Raw genomic sequence first — 22,532 nt, 5'->3', positions numbered from 1 at the left:
TTATTCGAAAAGGTTATCAATAAGGTTATCTACATGATCCGACAGGTTTTGATCTTCGACTGTGGTTTCTTCAGTATATGAACTCATGTTTTGTATAAACTGGGCTAACTCTGATACGTTTGGATAAGAAAAGAATTTGGCTATGTCTATCTCTAAACCAAAATTTTTGCGTAAAAGCTGAGAGAACTTTACAATGGATAATGAATTTAATCCCATATCGAAGAAATTGGTCTGGATACTGATATCTTCTTTCTGATAATTTAAAATTTTTGATAGCAGCTCAACCAATAGCAGTTCAGTTTCTGTACTTGGGGCTACATATTCATTTTTAATCATATCCGTACTGCTTACCTCAGGTAAACTCTTTCGGTCAACCTTCCCGTTGCTCGTTAAAGGAATATGATCCAATTCTACATAAAAACCCGGAAGCATATACTGGGGAAGCTTTCCTGCAAGATATTGTGATAAATCATGCTTATCTATCGGGGAGCCGGAAACATAATATACCACCAGAATCTTATCTCCTCCATGTTCCTTAACTTCAGTAACTACGCTCTTTATATCTGCATTGTAAGTTAAAACATAACTGTCGATCTCTCCCAGCTCTATCCGATGCCCACGTATCTTTACCTGATGGTCAATTCTGCCTAAATACTCAATATTACCATCTGGCAACCAGCGTCCCAAATCTCCCGTACGGTACATCTTTGTTCCTGGAACAAATGGATTGTCTAAAAACTTATCTTCTGTCAATTCTTCAAGATTAAGATAGCCTCGGGCCAGTCCTGAACCCGAAATGTAAAGCTCACCAACGACACCTATAGGTACAATGTGATGATATTTATCTAGTATGTAACAGCCCAATGTCGCAATAGGTTTGCCTATATTAGATAAAGAGCGTGTCATATCTGCAGCGCTAAGTTCTTTATAGGTAACATGGACGGTAGTTTCTGTGATTCCGTACATATTAATCATACGGATTTCCGGATATTTACGATGAAAATCCTGTAGCATAAGAGGATTAAGGGCCTCTCCTCCAAAGATTATGTATCGCAAAGCCAACTGCCCTTGATTAAATAATTTATCATATTCCGACAGGTTATAAAAAGCAGCTGGGGTCTGGTTTAATATAGTTATATTGTTCTTGATAAGATAGCTTAAAAAGGAGCCAGGATCCTGAGCTGTCTTTCTGGTGATTACATGAAGACTTCCTCCGTAGAGTAAAGCGCCATAACACTCCCATACCGAAAAATCAAAATTATAGGAATGGAATAATGTCCAGGAATCATTACTATTAAAATCATAAAGCGAATGATCATTAAACAATAAACGAACCACATTTTTATGTTCAATCATTACCCCTTTAGGATTTCCTGTCGTTCCCGAAGTATAGATGATATAAGCCAAATGATCCGGCCTGATAAATATATCTACATTCTCTGTCGAATAGTAATTTCTTACCAATTCAAAATCCAAAAGAAAAGATTCGTCTATTGTTACCTTAGAATTGGTATCAGCCAAAATATAATCCTTTCTATCCTGCGGGTAATCTACATCAATTGGAACGTAAGCTCCTCCCGACTTCAATATCCCTAAAATACCCTCAATCATCTTATCACTTCGAGGAAGTTCAATACAGATCAAATCATCTCCATTTATGGAATATTTCTCACGTAAATAATGAGCCAGCTGATTCGATCTTGCATTCAGTTCAAAATAAGTCAATGAAATATCTTCATAGACAACCGCTATATGATCAGGCGTTATTAATACCTGTTTTTCAAATAAACTTATAATGGTTTCATCACTAGGGTAGTTAACTTCCGTAGAATTAAATGACTCCAAAATTGCCTTTTCTTCAGAACTTATGTAATCCAGAGATTTTAACGGAATTTCAGAAGAAAAAACAAACTGATGAAGTACTTCTTTAAAGTGAGATACCAAAAACTTCATTGAGGATGTCGAAAGCAATGAAGCATCATAACGGAACTCAATATGCAGACCGCCATGGTCAGGAACTGCTACAATCGTAAGGGGGTAATTTGTCTGTTCAAAAGAACCTACTGACTCAGACGATAAGCCCGCATATGAACTTGTTTCTACATTACCTTTATCATTCTTTACATAGTTCTCAAAAACAATAATATGATTTATCAGTTCTTTTCCTAAAGAGGATAAAGACTGGATCTCTGCCAAACTATTAAAGTGATAACGGCTACTCTGAATAGAATCCTGATGAATCTGATTTAATAAACTTCGTGGAGTATCCTCTTCCCCAATTCGTGCACATACGGGGATCGTATTGATAAAAAGGCCCACCATATTCTCAATACCTGGAATCTCTGCAGGTCTTCCGGATACTACGCTGCCAAAGACTACTTCTTCTGAGGAATTATATGAACTTAAAAGATAAGACCATGCTCCTTGAACGTAAGTGTTCAATGTAATCCCTAAATCTTGGCAGAAATTTTCAATAGCACCAAAATCATGATCTCTTATGCTAAGGGTTTCGGTAAGGTAATGGGAAGAGGATGCTTCATCTGTATTAACAAAAGGAATCAATGTAGGGGAATCAATGCCCTGAAGATAGTTTTTCCAATATGCTAAAGCTTCTTCTTTATCCACACTTTCAAGCCACTTAATATAGGATGAGTATTTCTCTGTATCAGGTAACGGAATCGAAATACCATTTTGAAGGCTCCCTAATATTGTGGAAAAATCATTAATTAAAATACTCAGGCACCAACCGTCCATAATGATATGGTGATGACTCCAAATAAACTCATAATATCCATCCGGTAATTCAACCACAAGTAAACGCATCTGCGTAGGCTCACTCAGAATAAAACCTCGGTCTATATCGCCTTGTTTAATATTATCTAATTCAAGTTCGGATGCCAGGATCAAATGCTTAAAGTCAACTCGAGCCTCTTTATGAACAATCTGTAAAGGAACTTCTCCATAACGGTTCTCAAAGGAAGTACGAAGAATGGTATAACGGTTAACCAATGCTCCAAATGCCTTTTCTATCAGAGATAAATCTAGGTCAGAAGCCTTAACACGATAGGAGGTCTGCATAAAATATGACAAACCTTTAGGATTTACTAACCAATGGTAATACAATCCTTGCTGCATCGGAGAAAGTTCGTAAATATCTTCTATTTCAGCATCTTTACTGATTTCTTCAATGATACTGAATGATAAGCCTTTGTATTTGTAAGTAAGGTCTGATGGGGTTAAAGCCACTGATGAATCTTCGCTTTCTCTGATCATAGATTCTAAATGAGACTGATATGCTGATAAAAGAGACTCTATCGTATTTGCTGTAAATACTTTATTCGAGAAACGAATATTGATATTCATTACTCCATTAACCGTCATCCCGGAAACATCCAGTAAGATATCTGTAAATAAATTATCCAAGGAAACGGAAGGACCTATATTTTCAGAACTATAACTGAATAATGATTGAGATTCTCCTGTATCATAATTTCCTGCATCATCAAAGTCGCCAAGGTAGTTAAACTGTAACCAAGCCAAACTCTTTGGAGTAAATGGCTCATTCAGATAATTCAGAATACCATAACCGATTCCTTTATTCGGAATCTCTCGCATACCCTCCTTTACACTTACCATGACGGGTTGGCTATCATCACTGATATCAAGATTAAAAGGATACACACTGGTAAACCAACCCACCGTACGGCTGATATCTAAACCTGTACCCATAGTCTCACGACCATGGCCTTCCATCAAAACTTTCGTCTTGCATACTCCAAACTGATCCTTTAGAGACAATGCTAAGCCGGTTAATAAAACATCATTGATCTCTGCATTATACTTCCTACCCGCAAGTGTTTGTAGTAATTTTGTAGTATCGGTATTCAGGTCAAAACCTAAGCTGTTTTCTAAGATCTGTTTGCCTTTCACCGGATAATCCGTAGTAATGGAAGCATATGTTTCGGATTCTATTCCTTCCCAATACAAACGCTCTTTAGATAATGCTGAGCTTTTGCTATAATCCTCCAATGCGTTACCCCAACGCTGGAAAGAATCTGTCTTGGAGGGAAGCTCATAAGATAGCCCCTGAACTTCCGATTTGTATAACTTTCCTAAATCTTCCAACAAGATACGCCATGATACACCATCAACTACCAAGTGATGAACCACTAATATAAGACGCTCGCCATCACTCATTGATACATGGCCTACATGAAATAGAACTCCTGAAGTTATATCTATGGAGCTTTGAAGCTCCTCGCCTATCTCTTGTAATCGGGATAATTCTTCTGAGTTACTTCCGCTATCTTTTAGATCAAAAGATTGCAAATGATAGTGATTATTTTCTATTCCTGAATTATATTGAACCCAAAATCCAGCTTTCTCGCTATAAACCATTCTCAAGGCATCATGATGCTCGACAAGACGTTTTATAGAAGTTTCTAATGCAGCTACCGAAAGCTTTTCTGTACTCTTTAGGATAACAGACTGGTTATAATGATTCTTGTTAACAATATCCTCACTCTCAAAGAAATATCTTTGGATAGGAGTAAGTATACTTTCTCCTATAACAACAGACTGATCAATCTCAACAATATCTGTCGTGATATAACCTGCCAGCTCTTCTAAAATCGGATACTGAAGAATATGTTCTACCTTAAGGCTATACCCTTGCTGACGAAGCCTGGAAACGATCTGAATTGATTTTATGGAATCTCCTCCAAGGTTATAATAATTGTCTCGAATACTGATAGGTCTATACTTTAAGACCTGCTCACAAATAGAAACCAGCACTTGTTCTTCTTCATTTCTCGCCGCTACATATTCATTTTTAATCATATCCGTACTGCTTACCTCAGGTAAACTCTTTCGGTCAACCTTCCCGTTGCTCGTTAAAGGAATATGATCCAATTCTACATAAAAACCCGGAAGCATATACTGGGGAAGCTTTCCTGCAAGATATTGTGATAAATCATGCTTATCTATCGGGGAGCCGGAAACATAATATACCACCAGAATCTTATCTCCTCCATGTTCCTTAACTTCAGTAACTACGCTCTTTATATCTGCATTGTAAGTTAAAACATAACTGTCGATCTCTCCCAGCTCTATCCGATGCCCACGTATCTTTACCTGATGGTCAATTCTGCCTAAATACTCAATATTACCATCTGGCAACCAGCGTCCCAAATCTCCCGTACGGTACATCTTTGTTCCTGGAACAAATGGATTGTCTAAAAACTTATCTTCTGTCAATTCTTCAAGATTAAGATAGCCTCGGGCCAGTCCTGAACCCGAAATGTAAAGCTCACCAACAACACCTATAGGTACTAAATGACCGTGTGAATCAAGAATGTAAATTTGAGTATTGGCAATAGGCTTGCCAATCGGTATGGCAGATGATTTCAGCTCACTCCCTTTTTCTATTTTATATACAGTAGCACAAATACTTGTCTCGGTTGGTCCATAAGCATTGTAGAAAGTACCATACTTTAGGTATTCTTTTGTTTTAACGATAACGGCCGATTCCCCTGCTGTAATTAATCCCTTTAATTTCTGAAGCTTATTGACATTTAATAAACTGAAAAAGGCAGGAGGCAAGGTCACTAAATCGATCGAGTGTTTTTCTACATATTCCTCAAAAGCATACGCATCTTTTCTCACTGAATCACTAAGAATATGAAGAGACTTGCCACAAAGCAGTGTCATAAATATCTCTGAAATAGATGCATCAAATGAAAAAGAAGCAAACTGAGCTACATTTTCACACGAGGGTACTTCAAAGAAGTCTTTCTGGAAAAGCATCGTATTCAAAATACCTCGATGGGTATTCAAAACTCCTTTGGGCTCTCCGGTGGAACCGGAGGTATAAATGATATAGGCAATATCATCTTTTCCTAAAACTTCGGACTTGAAATCTGAAGCATCTTCATCTGTAAACTCTAAATCTATTGAAAATGAATTACCAGAATAGAAATCCAGATCAAAGAAATAGTAAGATTCAGTGATTAGTAAAGATAAACCAGATGTCATCACCTCTTTTCTCGATTTAGGAAGGTTAGCATCAATAGGTACATAAATTGCTCCTAATTTTAGTATCCCCAGTATAGAAATAATCTGATTCTCACCTCGATTAAGCATCACTCCTACCTGATCGCCTTTCTTAATCCCATAAGTATCTTTTAGCTGATGGGCAAGGCAAGATGCCTTGGCATTCAATTCTGCATAGCTCAATCTAATATCCTCAAAAACAACAGCAGTACTGTCTGGGGTAAGACTTATCTGATCTTCAAATAAACTTACAATAGTTTTATCTTCGGGATATAAAACCAAGGTGGAATTAAAGTGTTTTAATAATTCTTCACGAGCTTCAAAAGTTAAATAATCAATTTCTGAAAGTGGGGTATTAATATGAGTTTTAAATTGGTTAAGTGTATTTTTAAAATGAGAAACTAAAACCTTGATATAAGAAGAATATACAGATGCGTTGTATTCAAAATCTATATGTAAATAATCTTCGTAAGGTTCTACTACTAATGTAAAGTTATAATTGGACTGGTCAAAAACTTTTATATTTTCAAAATTTTCATTAGGTTCATTCTTCACATAGTTTTCGAATATAATAATGTTGCTCAACAAATCTTTACCTAAAGGAGATAAAGATTGTACTTCAGCCAAGCTGTTAAAATGATACTCTGTGTTTTGTATAGAATCCTGATGTACTTTCTTCAATAAGCTATACGGTGTGTCATCATTTTTAACCGAAATCCTTACAGGAATGGTATTGATGAACAACCCTACCATATGCTCTATGTTATCAATCTCAGCTGGTCTTCCCGACACAACAGCTCCGAATATAATTTCTTCTGAAGAATTGTATTTACTTAAAAGATAAGACCAAATAGCTTGTATATAAGTATTGAGAGTGACTCCCAAATTTTGGCACAGCTGGCTAATTTCTTTAAATTCATCTCCCGTTACATTAAATTTCTCGGTAACGAAATGAGGCAACTCATCTTTGGTTCTTTTCTCAAAAGGGATGAGGGTTGGAGCGCTAATTCCTTCTAAATAGTTTTTCCAGTGAAGCATTGAAGAGTCTTTATCAATTCCTCCAAGCCATTTAAGATAAGCAGAATATTTCTGAGGCTCCGGTAAATTGATTTCCAGACCTTGCTTAACCGAATCTAGTATTGCAGAGAAATCATTGATTAGAATACTTAAGCACCAGCCATCCATTACAATATGGTGATAGCTCCATATAAACTCATATGTATCGTTTGGTAATTTAACTATTATTAGACGCATTTGAGTAGGTTTACTCAGGTCAAAACCACGGGTAATATCATTTTGCTTAATACTCTCCAGATCGATTTCTAAAGAATCTTCAGATGCTATGGTAAGGTATTCAAAATCAACTTGTGCTTTCTTATGAACAATCTGCAAAGGAACTTCTCCAAAACGATTGTCAAATGAAGTTCGTAAAACCGTATAACGATTGACAAGAATTCCAAAGGCTCTTTCTACTTCTAATACTTCAAAACCCTCGAATTTAGATCTGTAGGAGGTCTGCATAAAATATGCAGATCCTTTCGGAGCCGCCATCCAATGATAATACAATCCCTGTTGCATCGGAGAAAGTTCATAAATATCTTCAATATCAAAACTCTTATTAATCTCCTGAATAGTATTGAATGGCAACTCTTTATAAGTAAGATCCGATGGGGTTAAAATTACTTCTGATTCTTTCTCCTTATGAATCATTTTTTCTAAATGACTCTGATAATTGTCCATCAATTTCTGAACTGTTGCTGCATGAAAGACACTACTAGAATAACGGATCGTGAGATTCATTTTACCACTAATCGTAATTCCCGAAACATCTAATAAAATGTCCGTTCCAAGGTTTTCTTCAGATACCGAAATGCCGATAGACTCTGAGCTATAATAAAACTGATGTCCTATAGCATCATCAAAATCTCCTAGGTAGTTGAATTGAATAGATGGGTTATTTGTTGATGAAAATGAATCTCCCAGATAATTTAAGATTCCGTAACCGATTCCTTTGTTTGGAATTCCCCGTAAGCCATCCTTTACACTAACTAAAGCCGGTTGGTTATTATTGCTGATATCAAGGCTAAAAGGATATAAAGTGGTAAACCATCCTACTGTTCTGCTGATATCAAGACCTGTACTCATAGCCTCTCTGCCATGACCTTCCATTAAGATTTTAGTCTTATTAATTCCAAACTCCTCTTGTAGTGACAATGCCAGACCCGTTAATAATACATCATTAATTTCTGCACTGTACTCTTTACCTACATGGGTTTGTAATAATTTCGTAGACTCTTCATTCAACGAAAAGTTTATGCTGGTATCTAAAATATGTTTGCCGTTCAAAGTATAATCAGTGGCTATAGCAGGATAAACATCTGATTCTATACTATCCCAATACAAATACTCTTTGGAAAGAATAGGACTCTTACTGTAAGCTTCCAAAGTGGTGCCCCAACTCTGAAAAGAATCTGTCTTGGATGGAAGTTCATAAGATACTCCTTTAATTCCAGAGTCATATAAGTTTCCTAAATCTTCCAGCAAAATCCTCCAGGAAACTCCATCTACAACCAAGTGATGGATAACTAATATTATTCTATCCATATCGCTCATCGAAACATGGCCTATATGGAATAGAATACCCGATTCTATATCTATATTACTCTGGAGATGCTCGCCTATTTTTTCTAAAGAAGCAAGTTCTGCTTCGAGAGAACCCTCTTCTCTTACATCAAAATATTCAAAATGGTAATGATTCCCTTCTGTTCCTGAGTTATACTGACTCCATTTTCCATTCTCCTCACGATACAACATCCTTAAAGCGTCATGATGATTAACTAAAGACTGGATTGAAGATTCCAATACAGAATATGAAAGTCTTTCGCTGCTCTTTAAAATAACAGCTTGGTTATAATGGTTTTTATTAACTATATTTTCATTCCCGAAGAAATATCTTTGGATAGGGGTAAGAACACTATCTCCCGTAACTGCTGATTGGTTAATCTCGGAAACATCTATTGTAATGTAACGAGCTAGCTCTTCTAATACAGGATAGCGTAAAATATGTTCTACCTTAAGGTTATAACCGAGCTGACGTAATCTTGATACAATCTGAATTGATTTTATTGAATCTCCTCCCAGATTATAATAATTATCACGGATACTAATAGGATTATACTTCAATACTTGTTCAAAAACAGATACTAAAGCGTGTTCTTCTGAGCTTCTTGGAGCAATATACTCTGTCTTTATTAAATCTATTGAACTTACCTCAGGAAGCATTTTTCTATCGATTTTACCATTACTGGTTAAGGGCATGCTTTCCAAGGCTACATAAAAACTTGGAAGCATATATTGAGGTAATTTGCTTTCTAAATATTCAGATAATTTCTGCTTGTCTATAATAGTATCACTTACATAATAAACAACCAAACTCTTTTCCCCCTCATGTTCTTTAACATCAGCTATAGTAAATTTAATTGAAGTATTATAAGAAAATACCTGGTTCTCAATTTCTCCAAGTTCTATTCTATGTCCCCGAATCTTTACCTGATGGTCGATTCTCCCCAGATACTCAATATTCCCGTCTGGTAACCAGCGTCCCAAATCTCCCGTTCGGTACATCTTCCTTCCATCAACAAAAGGATTAGCAACAAATTTTTCAGAACTCAGATCTGGAAGATTCAAATATCCACGAGCCAGACCTGCACCCGATATATACAATTCTCCGGCAACTCCAATCGGTAACAAATGCCTGTTTTCATCGAGAATATAGCAATTAAGTGTTGGGATAGGCTTTCCAATATTTGACAGAACAGAATTAGTATCTTTTACACTAAGTTCTTTATAAGTAACATGCACAGTAGTTTCAGTAATTCCATACATATTAATTAATTTTATATCTGGATATTTACTTTGCCAGTCTTTAAGCAAATAAGGATTCAACGCTTCACCTCCAAAAATTATATAACGTAATGCCAACTCTTGATGATTAAACGCCCGATCATACCCTGCTAAGTTATAAAATGCGGCAGGTGTCTGATTCAATATTGTAATCTTATTGGTTATTAGATAATTTAAAAACATTCCTACGTCCTGAGCAACTCTTTTTGGAATAACATGCAAGCAACCTCCGAAAAGGAGTGCACCATAACATTCCCATACTGAAAAGTCGAAATTATAGGAATGAAATAATGTCCATGAATCATTGCTATTAAAATCATAAAGAGCATTATCGTTGAAAAATAATCTTACTACGTTTTTGTGTTCAATCATTACACCTTTTGGATTACCTGTAGTACCAGAGGTATAAATTACATAAGCTAGATCCGAAGACTTAACAGCAACATCCTGTTTATCAACCGAATAATCATCCTTTAAAAGATTAAACTCTAACCAAAATTTTTCATCAATAATTACTTTCGACTTTGTATCTTCTACTATATAGTCAATCCGATTCTGAGGATAATCATTATCAATAGGCACGTACGCTCCTCCTGATTTCAAAACCCCAAGAATTGAAATTATCATCTTCTCGCTACGTGGTAACTGAATACAAATTAGATCATCGCATTTTATATCATACTTCTCACTAAGATAATGAGCCAATTGATTAGATTGTTTATTTAATTCCTGGTAACTCAGGTTTATATCTCCAAAAACAACAGCTATATTATCAGGAGTATTTGCAACTTGGGATTCAAATAAGCTTACAATAGTTTCTTCTGAAGGATAAGAAATCTCTGTTTCATTGAAATCATCCAATAATTCTTTTACTTCCGAAGTACTTAAATAGCTGAAGTTATTTATCTGCTGATCAGGACAAGCTACAAATTGTCCTAATAAATGTTTAAAGTGGCTAACTAAAGATTTTACTAAAGATTCATAGAATACAGATGCATTGTATTTAAAATATACGGACAAATTATTCCTTCCAGGAACTACGACAATATTAAAATCATAATTTGTTTGTTCAAAAGTATCTACATTTTCATCAATCAAACCCAAGTTAGACGTATTACTGACATCTTGCTTCACATAGTTTTCGAATATAATAATGTTGCTCAACAAATCTTTACCTAAAGGAGATAAAGATTGTACTTCAGCCAAGCTGTTAAAATGATACTCTGTGTTTTGTATAGAATCCTGATGTACTTTCTTCAATAAGCTATACGGTGTGTCATCATTTTTAACCGAAATCCTTACAGGAATGGTATTGATGAACAACCCTACCATATGCTCTATGTTATCAATCTCAGCTGGTCTTCCCGACACAACAGCTCCGAATATAATTTCTTCTGAAGAATTGTATTTACTTAAAAGATAAGACCAAATAGCTTGTATATAAGTATTGAGAGTGACTCCCAAATTTTGGCACAGCTGGCTAATTTCTTTAAATTCATCTCCCGTTACATTAAATTTCTCGGTAACGAAATGAGGCAACTCATCTTTGGTTCTTTTCTCAAAAGGGATGAGGGTTGGAGCGCTAATTCCTTCTAAATAGTTTTTCCAGTGAAGCATTGAAGAGTCTTTATCAATTCCTCCAAGCCATTTAAGATAAGCAGAATATTTCTGAGGCTCCGGTAAATTGATTTCCAGACCTTGCTTAACCGAATCTAGTATTGCAGAGAAATCATTGATTAGAATACTTAAGCACCAGCCATCCATTACAATATGGTGATAGCTCCATATAAACTCATATGTATCGTTTGGTAATTTAACTATTATTAGACGCATTTGAGTAGGTTTACTCAGGTCAAAACCACGGGTAATATCATTTTGCTTAATACTCTCCAGATCGATTTCTAAAGAATCTTCAGATGCTATGGTAAGGTATTCAAAATCAACTTGTGCTTTCTTATGAACAATCTGCAAAGGAACTTCTCCAAAACGATTGTCAAATGAAGTTCGTAAAACCGTATAACGATTGACAAGAATTCCAAAGGCTCTTTCTACTTCTAATACTTCAAAACCCTCGAATTTAGATCTGTAGGAGGTCTGCATAAAATATGCAGATCCTTTCGGAGCCGCCATCCAATGATAATACAATCCCTGTTGCATCGGAGAAAGTTCATAAATATCTTCAATATCAAAACTCTTATTAATCTCCTGAATAGTATTGAATGGCAACTCTTTATAAGTAAGATCCGATGGGGTTAAAATTACTTCTGATTCTTTCTCCTTATGAATCATTTTTTCTAAATGACTCTGATAATTGTCCATCAATTTCTGAACTGTTGCTGCATGAAAGACACTACTAGAATAACGGATCGTGAGATTCATTTTACCACTAATCGTAATTCCCGAAACATCTAATAAAATGTCCGTTCCAAGGTTTTCTTCAGATACCGAAATGCCGATAGACTCTGAGCTATAATAAAACTGATGTCCTATAGCATCATCAAAATCTCCTAGGTAGTTGAATTGAATAGATGGGTTATTTGTTGATGAAAATGAATCTCCCAGATAATTTAAGATTCCGTAACCGATTCCTTTGTTTGGAATTCCCCGTAAGCCATCCTTTACACTAACTAAAGCCGGTTGGTTATTATTGCTGATATCAAGGCTAAAAGGATATAAAGTGGTAAACCATCCTACTGTTCTGCTGATATCAAGACCTGTACTCATAGCCTCTCTGCCATGACCTTCCATTAAGATTTTAGTCTTATTAATTCCAAACTCCTCTTGTAGTGACAATGCCAGACCCGTTAATAATACATCATTAATTTCTGCACTGTACTCTTTACCTACATGGGTTTGTAATAATTTCGTAGACTCTTCATTCAACGAAAAGTTTATGCTGGTATCTAAAATATGTTTGCCGTTCAAAGTATAATCAGTGGCTATAGCAGGATAAACATCTGATTCTATACTATCCCAATACAAATACTCTTTGGAAAGAATAGGACTCTTACTGTAAGCTTCCAAAGTGGTGCCCCAACTCTGAAAAGAATCTGTCTTGGATGGAAGTTCATAAGATACTCCTTTAATTCCAGAGTCATATAAGTTTCCTAAATCTTCCAGCAAAATCCTCCAGGAAACTCCATCTACAACCAAGTGATGGATAACTAATATTATTCTATCCATATCGCTCATCGAAACATGGCCTATATGGAATAGAATACCCGATTCTATATCTATATTACTCTGGAGATGCTCGCCTATTTTTTCTAAAGAAGCAAGTTCTGCTTCGAGAGAACCCTCTTCTCTTACATCAAAATATTCAAAATGGTAATGATTCCCTTCTGTTCCTGAGTTATACTGACTCCATTTTCCATTCTCCTCACGATACAACATCCTTAAAGCGTCATGATGATTAACTAAAGACTGGATTGAAGATTCCAATACAGAATATGAAAGTCTTTCGCTGCTCTTTAAAATAACAGCTTGGTTATAATGGTTTTTATTAACTATATTTTCATTCCCGAAGAAATATCTTTGGATAGGGGTAAGAACACTATCTCCCGTAACTGCTGATTGGTTAATCTCGGAAACATCTATTGTAATGTAACGAGCTAGCTCTTCTAATACAGGATAGCGTAAAATATGTTCTACCTTAAGGTTATAACCGAGCTGACGTAATCTTGATACAATCTGAATTGATTTTATTGAATCTCCTCCCAGATTATAATAATTATCACGGATACTAATAGGATTATACTTCAATACTTGTTCAAAAACAGATACTAAAGCGTGTTCTTCTGAGCTTCTTGGAGCAATATACTCTGTCTTTATTAAATCTATTGAACTTACCTCAGGAAGCATTTTTCTATCGATTTTACCATTACTGGTTAAGGGCATGCTTTCCAAGGCTACATAAAAACTTGGAAGCATATATTGAGGTAATTTGCTTTCTAAATATTCAGATAATTTCTGCTTGTCTATAATAGTATCACTTACATAATAAACAACCAAACTCTTTTCCCCCTCATGTTCTTTAACATCAGCTATAGTAAATTTAATTGAAGTATTATAAGAAAATACCTGGTTCTCAATTTCTCCAAGTTCTATTCTATGTCCCCGAATCTTTACCTGATGGTCGATTCTCCCCAGATACTCAATATTCCCGTCTGGTAACCAGCGTCCCAAATCTCCCGTTCGGTACATCTTCCTTCCATCAACAAAAGGATTAGCAACAAATTTTTCAGAACTCAGATCTGGAAGATTCAAATATCCACGAGCCAGACCTGCACCCGATATATACAATTCTCCGGCAACTCCAATCGGTAACAAATGCCTGTTTTCATCGAGAATATAAATTTCAGTATTTGGAATGGATCGTCCAATATTTACATTAGTATTTTCTACAACAGAAACAGATGACCAAACCGCACATTCGGTAGGACCATACTCATTATACAATGTAGCCTTACTGTGTTTCTGATGATCTAATACTAAGTTTTTTACTAATTCTTCTCCTGCTACAATAATATGTTTTAAATTATTTTTCCCAGCACCATTTTCATTAAGATATGGAATTAAATTAGAATAATAGTTTGGAACGCATAAAACCCCATCAATATTATATTTTATAATCTGATTGGATATATATTCTAAATCCTTTATTTTATTATTATCTTCAAGCAATAGCCTTCCACCGCTACATAAAACGCCAAAAATAACAGCTACTGAAGAATCAAAGGAAAAGGAAGGAACCAGTAACATGCTTTCAATGGAATAGAAATTAATTCTATTTATTGTCGAATGAAATAAATTCCTATGCTCAATCATTACACCTTTTGGATTACCTGTAGTACCAGAGGTATAAATCACATAAGCCAAATGATCCAATTGTATGGTTACTTCAGGATTTTTAATTGAGTAATTCTTTCTTTGATTTTCAAACTCTGATAAAAAAGATTCATCTATTAAGACTTTACACCGTGTATCCTTCAAAAGATAATCTATTCTTTCTTTGGGATACTCCGGATCTATTGGAACATAAGCACCTCCTGACTTTAAAATTCCCAATATTGCGATGATCACTTTCTCACTTCGAGGAAGTTTTATACAAATTAAATCATCACCATGAATGTTATAATTATCTATAAGATAATGACCTAATTGATTGGACAATTCATTTAATTCCTCATAGCTGAGTTCTCTGTCTTTGTATACAACAGCTGTATAATTGCGTCTAGAAATAACCTGAGACTCTAATAAATCTAGAACATTTTTATCAGATGGATATGTAACTTCTGTAGCATTAAAATTTAAAAGAATCTGTTCTCTTGCTTTAGAATCAGTAAGAGAATATGAATTTATTTCTCGATTTAGAAATGATTCATAATTAGAAAGAATATCTTCAAAATTATTAAGCAAGCTTTCTAGAAGATATTCTTTATTAATTTCCTGATGATAAATGCTTAGAATTATTTTATCATCAGTTTCTTCGTATAACAAAGAAACATTATCTTTTATATCATTTACATCATGAACTTCTGAACCGAATTTGATTGAATAATTTGAAAATGAATCCAGCTCTAATTCTGTAGAATTATAATCTTTGTAAGAAAATGTTTCCTTAATTTCATTAGCCGTAGACTGCAATAATTCTTTAAATGTTACAATATCATTGTCTTTAATTTCCAGCAGCACAAGCTTTTCTAAATTAAGAAGATTGGAAGGATATATTTTTACAATATTTTGAAAGCTTGAAAAATATTTTTTTATCAAAAAAGAAAAGATGGACGAAATTATTGTGAACTTTGAAAGATGATTGTTCTTTGATATCTTAATGAAATCTTTCAAATCATTTTTAGATATTTCTATTTTAAGATTATTTATCTCTTTCTTTGAAAAAACAGCTCTGTCTTTATATCTAATTTTTTTACTCCAAAAATTATTGGATAAAAACTGATTATCTCCCATTATTACACTTATTTTATGCTGGTTTAAAAATATTTTGAATTATAAGGATGAATTAAATTCAAATTTATATGAATACTTATCTAATAATTTATCATTATCTATTTTTAGAAAAGGAGGTATTCTTTAAGAATTTAAAATGTATTTAAAGTTTTGCGTTATTATCTTTATATTAGATTCTTTATTGCAAACCTTTTAACAACTAGGATTTATTTTTTGTATTTATAACGCTTCATTTAGTTAATGAAATCATGCACTATTTCTTGAATTTTGAAATGATCTATTCGAATTAATCTACATTTGAATCATGAAAAATATAGTCTAAAATCATTAAATCAGTAGTCTATTAACATTCTATTTAAACTTAAAAATCAGTTCAGATACTTAATTTTCAGAGTTCATTTCATAAAATTGATGAAAATAATCTGTGAAGATTCTTCAAATTAAATGGTAAGAATGTATTTCAGCAATAAGGCTTTGCTCTAATGAACCTATCCTTACACAAATCTTTTGCTTATTATCTATTTTTATAATTTCGCATTCGTAACTTTCAAAAGGACCGGATATTATCCTCTTCTTTTCTCCGACTTGTATAGCTAAAGAATTCTTAAGTTCAACCTGAGAAAATTGGTTCAAAAATATTTTAATACTGTTAATTTCTTCGTCAAGAACTCTAACTAATCTACCTCCAAACTTTATGAATAATACAACCCCATCTACAGTTAGAGCTTTCAGATAATCTTTAATTGTTTCTAGATAAACAAAAACATAAGAACTAAAAAGAGGCTTTTCTATCCTCTTTTTACGATCGCTCCATTGAGATATCGTTGAATTAAGTGGTAAGAAAACTTTAAAGTTCTCTTCTGTCAATTTTTGAGCAATTTTTTTTTCGTAACGAGACTTGGTATAAATAACATACCATCCTTCAATAAAATTCATTTGAGTAAGAGATCATGGTTGTTTATGGCTTCGCCCCTTAAGTCACATATCAATATGCGCAAAAGAGATAAAGAGAGATAAAAAGACAAAAGAAAATAATTAAAAGAAGTTTTAAGTCTAAATAATAAATATTACTTTTCTTGTGTTTTTTTAATCATTGGTTTTTCTTTTTTGGCTAAAATATTAAAAAAACATTTAAAAATATCACTAAAGTATGAATTTAACAAAAAATTAATTCAATATTTTTCTATTTCATTAATATACAGATAAATATCTTTCGTTAAAAACTTATTTTTTTCACCAAGCTCTTTTGTTCTACTTTCTCCTAAACGGACAATAATGGCATTTTGTTTGGGTAAGCAAATCACATATTGTCCCAAATGTCCCTTCATCATATAAAATGGATATTTATGTGTATAATCCATCCAAAAACCATAACCATATACTCCATGAGATAGAGAATTAGGATGGGTTGCTTTTTCTAAAAACGTGCTATCTATTAATTGCTTTCCATTCCAATTTCCCTTTTGTAAGTACAACTGTCCAAATTTTGCAAAATCCCTCGCACAACTACTAACACAACAATAAGCTTTTTCAATACCTCCTGTATGATCCACTGTCCATGTTGCATCTTGACTCATTCCCAAAGGCTTCCAAAATTTTTCGGATAAATATTCAGACAAAGTTTTTTTTGTAGCTCTACTAATTATATATCCCAATAATTGGGTGTTTCCACTAAGATATTTCCATTTTGTATCAGGGGCTTGTATAAATTTTCTGTTCAGAATTACTTCGTCCATATTCTTTCCATAATACGCCTTCGAAGTTGGATTTAATGGAAAATAATAATCCTCTTTCCAATTAAAACCCGAAGTCATTTTAGATAAATCAGCTATGGTACATTTTTGAGCATTGGGATCATTTTTATATTCTGGTAAATAATCTGTAATAGGTTGTTCCCAACTGTTAATATACCCATCTTCAATTGCTTTTTGAGCTAAAAGCGTCACCAAAGATTTTGCCATTGAAAAAGAATTGGTCAGGGATTTTTCGGAGTATGGCCTCCAATAATGTTCCTGAAGTATTTTACCATCCTTAATTACCAAAAAAGCAGCAGTCTTATATTTTTCTAATTCTTTTACAAACTCATTTGACAATTTTGCTTTATTGTAATTTGGATGTAGTTCCCAATCTTGGGGTTTTGAAGATTTAATAGTATTAACATCAAAGTCTTTTGCATCAGATATATTGGATGTTGTATTGCCTTGTAAATAAGTTAATCTAATTGCCCTAAAAAAATATTTATTTCCTGTTAAATATAATATTGCGAATATTATAAACCAAAAAATAATAAAGTATGATATCGTTTTTTTTAAAAATTTCAATGTTTTTTTCATGGTTTTTTTAACGAATGTATCATATTATTTGTAATCTGCAAAACTAATTACCAGAACTTACTTTACATATTTTTTTTGATTTTCTTTAATTATATAGAAAATAGGTAAAATTTAACTTCTCAATATTACAAAAAGATATAATATCCTGTATGTTTTTCTTTACAACATTGTTATATGTTCAGCAAACAAGAATTACCAATTTTTTGCCTCCATAATACTTAGCGGAATATTATAATGCTGTAAAATTGAAGAAAAGAAAGTCTGCTTCACCTGTATTTTGAAGCAAGAAGCACCAATGCCGCTGCGGAATCTTTTAATGCGAAAATAAAAAACTTCAGAATACAACTCCGGGGAGTAAAAGGCAAAACTTTCTTTCTATTCAGATTAACTAAACTTTTTGCTTAGCCTCCAACTTTTGCACTTGATCAAAAAAATATACGCAAGAAAATCTCAGGAATAAACTTTTAATTTAATTTGTTGAAATTAAAATCTGTTGTAAAATAAAAAAGTACACTTTTGAAAAGTGCACTTTTATTGGGTGAATGATGGGTCTCGAACCCACGACCTTCGGAACCACAATCCGACGCTCTAACCAACTGAGCTACAATCACCGTTTTGTGAGTGCAAATATAGGAAAGATTTTTTAATTACCAAACAATTCCGTCAAAATTTTTCAATGCAATTAGCTTCTCAGACGTAAATCCCTCAGCATAAGCCACTCCCGATAATCTACCTAAATCCATCGCGCGGTAAGTTAAGCTGTCCAAAAAGTTTTTTGAAGTAATCGGAGTTTCCGGCTCTTTAGAATCCGGATCATAAAACTGAGTCTTAAAAGCCTTACAAGCTTCAATTTTCGCATCCAGAAATTCTGAAATATCAATAACGAATTCAGGTTCCACATTTTTCCATTGCATATAGTTAAAAATATGTTTTGGCCTCCATGCTTCCTGATTTTCGCCTTCCAAAACTGTTTCGATTTTTCTTAAACCGGCTAAAAAGCACGCATCTGACACTAATTTCGATCCTTTTGCATGATCGGGATGTCTGTCATCAGTTGTATTAGAAAAGACGATTTCCGGTCTGTATTTACGAACCATTTTTATAATCCTCATCTGATACTCCTCGTTATTTTCCAAAAACCCATCTTTCATATTTAAATTTTCTCTGATAGAAACACCAAGAATTTTTGCAGCATCTAATGCTTCATTTTTTCTGGTTTCCTCAGTTCCTCTCGTTCCGAGCTCTCCTCTCGTAAGATCAACAATAACGCAGGTTTTTCCTTCTGAAACCATTTTGGCTATCGTTCCTCCACATCCCAATTCTACATCATCAGGATGTGCACCAAAAGCTAGTATATCTGTTTTCATACTATCAAAGATAGGGTTAAATTAAAAACTTCCCAAACATTAAGAATGGGAAGTTTCATTATTTATAATTGTATTAAATTATTTATTAATTTCTGCATTTAATTTTACTGCGTCCTGATAAGTTGGATCCAACTGTACAGATTTTGCAACATAATCTTTTGCTTTTGCCAAGTCTGAATCTTTAGACATGTATGCTACAGCAAAATAAGCGTAAGCAAGAGTTTGCTTGTTGGCATCCTGTTCTGTAGGTTTCACAGTGCTAATGAATTTTTCGTATGCCATTTTCGCAGCGTCACTATTTCCGGCTTGTTGATAAGAGTAACCTAAACTGTAATAACCAGGTGCCCAATCAGGCAATAAAGCATTCATTTTTTGCCATGTCGCGATTGCACCGTTCCAGTTTTTTGCATCCTGATAGGCTGTTGCCAACTTAAATAGAGAGTCTGAATCCTGGGCATTCGCTGCAACTTTCTGCTTCAATCCTTCGATTGTAGGGTTTGTTGGTCCTGCATCAATGTCAGCCTGAGAAGCGCCTCCTCCTGCTATTTTCACCAATTCCATATCCCACTTTAATGTTTCATCTTTTGCAGCTTTTGCAATAGCTATTTTTTGTTGTGCTTCAGATGTTAATGCAGCTTTCTTAGCGGTATCTTTTTCAGTTTTTGCTAAACCTGCTGCGATAAGCCCTTGCAGCCCCTGATCTGCAGGTTGTACTCTTGATTTATCAGCCTGGGAAACAAAATTATCCATATTCTGTTTTGCTTCTGCATATTTTCCGTCAGCATATAATTGATACGCTCTTAATTTAAATTTAATAGGATCATTGATCTTATCAAAAATCTTATCTAAAACCTGCTTGGAATTTGCATAGTCTTCATTGGTAAAATAAAGCTTTGCAATTTCTAATTGAGTATATGGATCTTCATCAGCATATTTTGTATAGTTGATAAGATCCTGAGTTGCTTTTGCATTTTGCTGATATCTGATATCATAAGCAGCAAGAGCTTTATACGCAGGAGCATAAGAAGGATCTGTCGCGATTGCTTTATCTATGCTTGTTTTAGCTTGCTGCCATTGTTGTGCAGCCATCCATAAAGTACCAATTCTTGTATAAACCGACGCTTTATTTTTAGCCAGAGGAAGAGCTTTGTCATAAGCAGACATTGCATCTCCGGGCATTCTTTTTAGTCTGTAAGCATCTCCTAAAGTATAATAGTAATGAGCCGGAACTCCTTTTTTCTCAGCTCTTTCAATCGCTTTATTCAAATACTGAATTGCAAGATCAGGAGAGTTATTTTTTTCAAATAAAGTCAATGCTTCTGCTGCTCTGAAAAGAACTTCTGCATCTTTCTCTTTTGAATCTGTTACAATTTTTTGAATTTCAGCAATAGCATTTTTATCTCCTTTTCCAAGTTTTACAGTTGCTAAACCTAATTTATTTAAATAACTTTTACTGTCTGCTGCAAGACCTTTATTAAAATTCTCAGTTGCAGCCACATAATCAGGTTCTCCCTGCTTCAGATACGTATTCCCTAAATAGAAATAGTTTTCTGCAGTAGGTGCTGAAGCGATCATGTTCGTAAAATTAGTTTTTGCCTGAGCATATTTATCACTATCGATACTGTTGATACCATCCTGTACAGTTTGTGCAACGGCAAAGTTGGTAAAAAACATTACAGCTGCTCCAAAAGCAAGCTTCTTTACATTCATATTCATTATATCTTTCATTTTATATTTTCTAATCAAAATTCAATTTAAGTAATACACAATTTTCAGACCAAAATAATACATTTATTTTGGTTAAAGGATTAATTTAATACTTTTTAACGCATCTGAACTTCTCTTCTGTAAAGATTATAAGGTTGCAAGCCTTCTTTCTGAACAATCATCTGTCCAAGTTGTGTGCACGAATACCTTATAAAACCATTGGCAAGATTGAAGTTTCCTTCGTTTGTTAAAAAATATAGGACTCTTGTAAATGGATAATTCATTTTACGCAGGTTTTCAAAATCTGTATTGTAAAGTTTTCCCTTGTCTTCAACAGGAAGAATTTTCACCATACTTCTCAGCTGTTCAGATTCCTTATCATAAGGACGGCTGAAAGTATTAAGACCGATAACCCCTATTTTATCAGGATATTTATTGAGTTCTTCAATAATATTCTTGCTTCCCGGAATGACTGAAAATTTTAAATCTTTTGGGAGTTTTTTAAGCTTTTGCGCAACAAAATTCAGATTGCTGGAATTTGCTCCGTCAAAAATAAATTCTTTATCGTCAGACTGTAATCCTTTCTGAATCTCATCAATTGTAATCTTTTCTTTGGGAGAATCTTTGGGAACAACAAAAATAACAGCATCTGCTGCAAATTTTGCGGGCAGAAATTTCAGTTCAATCTGTTTTTCATATTCTTTAATCTCTTCAGGAGTAAGATCTCTCGACATTACAGCGATTCTTACTTTATTGTTAAGTAAATCAATAAATCCGAGATCTTCTTTTTTGGTAGTTACTTTTATTTTTGTTTCAGGATAATTGATCATATAGCCTTCTGCTAAAGCCTCTGTTACACTTTTAAAAGATTCATCGGTGAGAATTGTCATTTCACCTTTATGGTATGACGCAGATTTATCTTCTTTTTTACAACCTACTGCTACAATGCTAACGAAAAACAGCATTATAAGTTTAATACTATTCTTCATTTCCTGAATTTTTAATTCTAGTAATTGCTCTGTAAATTCTGAAAATTCCATATAAAATAAGAAGTCCACCTAGCGCGTAGGCAACTCCCGGATCCAAAACTGTAAAGAAAAATTTGTAGAATATCACTACAATTCCCAGAACGATATAAAATAATCCCGTAACCAGAGATAACCAATTGAACATCATATAACAAAAATACCAAAAAAAATAAAAA

General features: G+C 34.0%; 7 protein-coding genes and 1 tRNA gene. All 8 read right to left on the bottom strand.

Going from position 1 to position 22,532, the window contains the following annotated elements:
• The 8 genes from AC52CF_RS01580 to AC52CF_RS01545 all read right to left on the bottom strand — a co-directional run bounded on the left by AC52CF_RS01580 (nt 1) and on the right by AC52CF_RS01545 (nt 22,504).
• The gene (locus AC52CF_RS01580; RefSeq protein ID WP_496517750.1) at nt 1-15,921 is read right to left on the bottom strand and encodes an amino acid adenylation domain-containing protein; all 15,921 of its coding nucleotides are present in this window, start codon (nt 15,919-15,921) and stop codon (nt 1-3) included.
• 435 nt (nt 15,922-16,356) lie between these two features.
• Nucleotides 16,357-16,857, bottom strand: a complete 501-nt coding sequence (locus tag AC52CF_RS01575) for a UpxY family transcription antiterminator (protein ID WP_214587376.1) — start codon at nt 16,855-16,857, stop codon at nt 16,357-16,359.
• A 236-nt stretch (nt 16,858-17,093) separates the two neighbouring features.
• Nucleotides 17,094-18,254 (bottom strand): serine hydrolase domain-containing protein, encoded by a 1,161-nt coding sequence (locus AC52CF_RS01570; RefSeq protein WP_375180806.1) that lies wholly within the window; start codon nt 18,252-18,254, stop codon nt 17,094-17,096.
• A 536-nt stretch (nt 18,255-18,790) separates the two neighbouring features.
• Nucleotides 18,791-18,866 (bottom strand) — tRNA-His (locus AC52CF_RS01565).
• Nucleotides 18,867-18,901: 35 nt separating this feature from the next.
• Nucleotides 18,902-19,621 carry a bacillithiol biosynthesis deacetylase BshB1 gene (bshB1, locus tag AC52CF_RS01560; protein ID WP_375180805.1) on the bottom strand — a complete coding sequence of 240 codons (720 nt, stop codon included), beginning with the start codon at nt 19,619-19,621 and terminating at the stop codon, nt 18,902-18,904.
• A gap of 78 nt (nt 19,622-19,699) precedes the next feature.
• The gene (locus AC52CF_RS01555) at nt 19,700-21,349 is read right to left on the bottom strand and encodes a tetratricopeptide repeat protein (RefSeq protein ID WP_214587379.1); all 1,650 of its coding nucleotides are present in this window, start codon (nt 21,347-21,349) and stop codon (nt 19,700-19,702) included.
• 95 nt (nt 21,350-21,444) lie between these two features.
• Nucleotides 21,445-22,317: a PstS family phosphate ABC transporter substrate-binding protein gene (locus AC52CF_RS01550; RefSeq protein ID WP_214587380.1), complete on the bottom strand. Its 873-nt coding sequence runs from the start codon at nt 22,315-22,317 to the stop codon at nt 21,445-21,447.
• Complete coding sequence (locus AC52CF_RS01545; protein ID WP_250902056.1) at nt 22,307-22,504, bottom strand: DUF308 domain-containing protein; 198 nt, start codon at nt 22,502-22,504, stop codon at nt 22,307-22,309. The genes AC52CF_RS01550 and AC52CF_RS01545 overlap by 11 nt, the downstream gene beginning before the upstream one ends.
• Nucleotides 22,505-22,532: the final 28 nt, after the last annotated feature.

This window comes from Chryseobacterium sp. 2P, assembly GCF_059579425.1.
Note: the sequence above shows the minus strand (reverse complement) of the source record. Positions and strands in the feature narration are given on the sequence as shown.

Bases quoted from the DNA above. Each gene is read 5' to 3' on its own strand.
- AC52CF_RS01580 (WP_496517750.1), bottom strand. From the start codon at position 15,921: ATGGGAGATAATCAGTTTTTATCCAATAATTTTTGGAGTAAAAAAATT.
- AC52CF_RS01575 (WP_214587376.1), bottom strand. From the start codon at position 16,857: ATGAATTTTATTGAAGGATGGTATGTTATTTATACCAAGTCTCGTTAC.
- AC52CF_RS01570 (WP_375180806.1), bottom strand. From the start codon at position 18,254: ATGAAAAAAACATTGAAATTTTTAAAAAAAACGATATCATACTTTATT.
- bshB1 (WP_375180805.1), bottom strand. From the start codon at position 19,621: ATGAAAACAGATATACTAGCTTTTGGTGCACATCCTGATGATGTAGAA.
- AC52CF_RS01555 (WP_214587379.1), bottom strand. From the start codon at position 21,349: ATGAAAGATATAATGAATATGAATGTAAAGAAGCTTGCTTTTGGAGCA.
- AC52CF_RS01550 (WP_214587380.1), bottom strand. From the start codon at position 22,317: ATGAAGAATAGTATTAAACTTATAATGCTGTTTTTCGTTAGCATTGTA.
- AC52CF_RS01545 (WP_250902056.1), bottom strand. From the start codon at position 22,504: ATGATGTTCAATTGGTTATCTCTGGTTACGGGATTATTTTATATCGTT.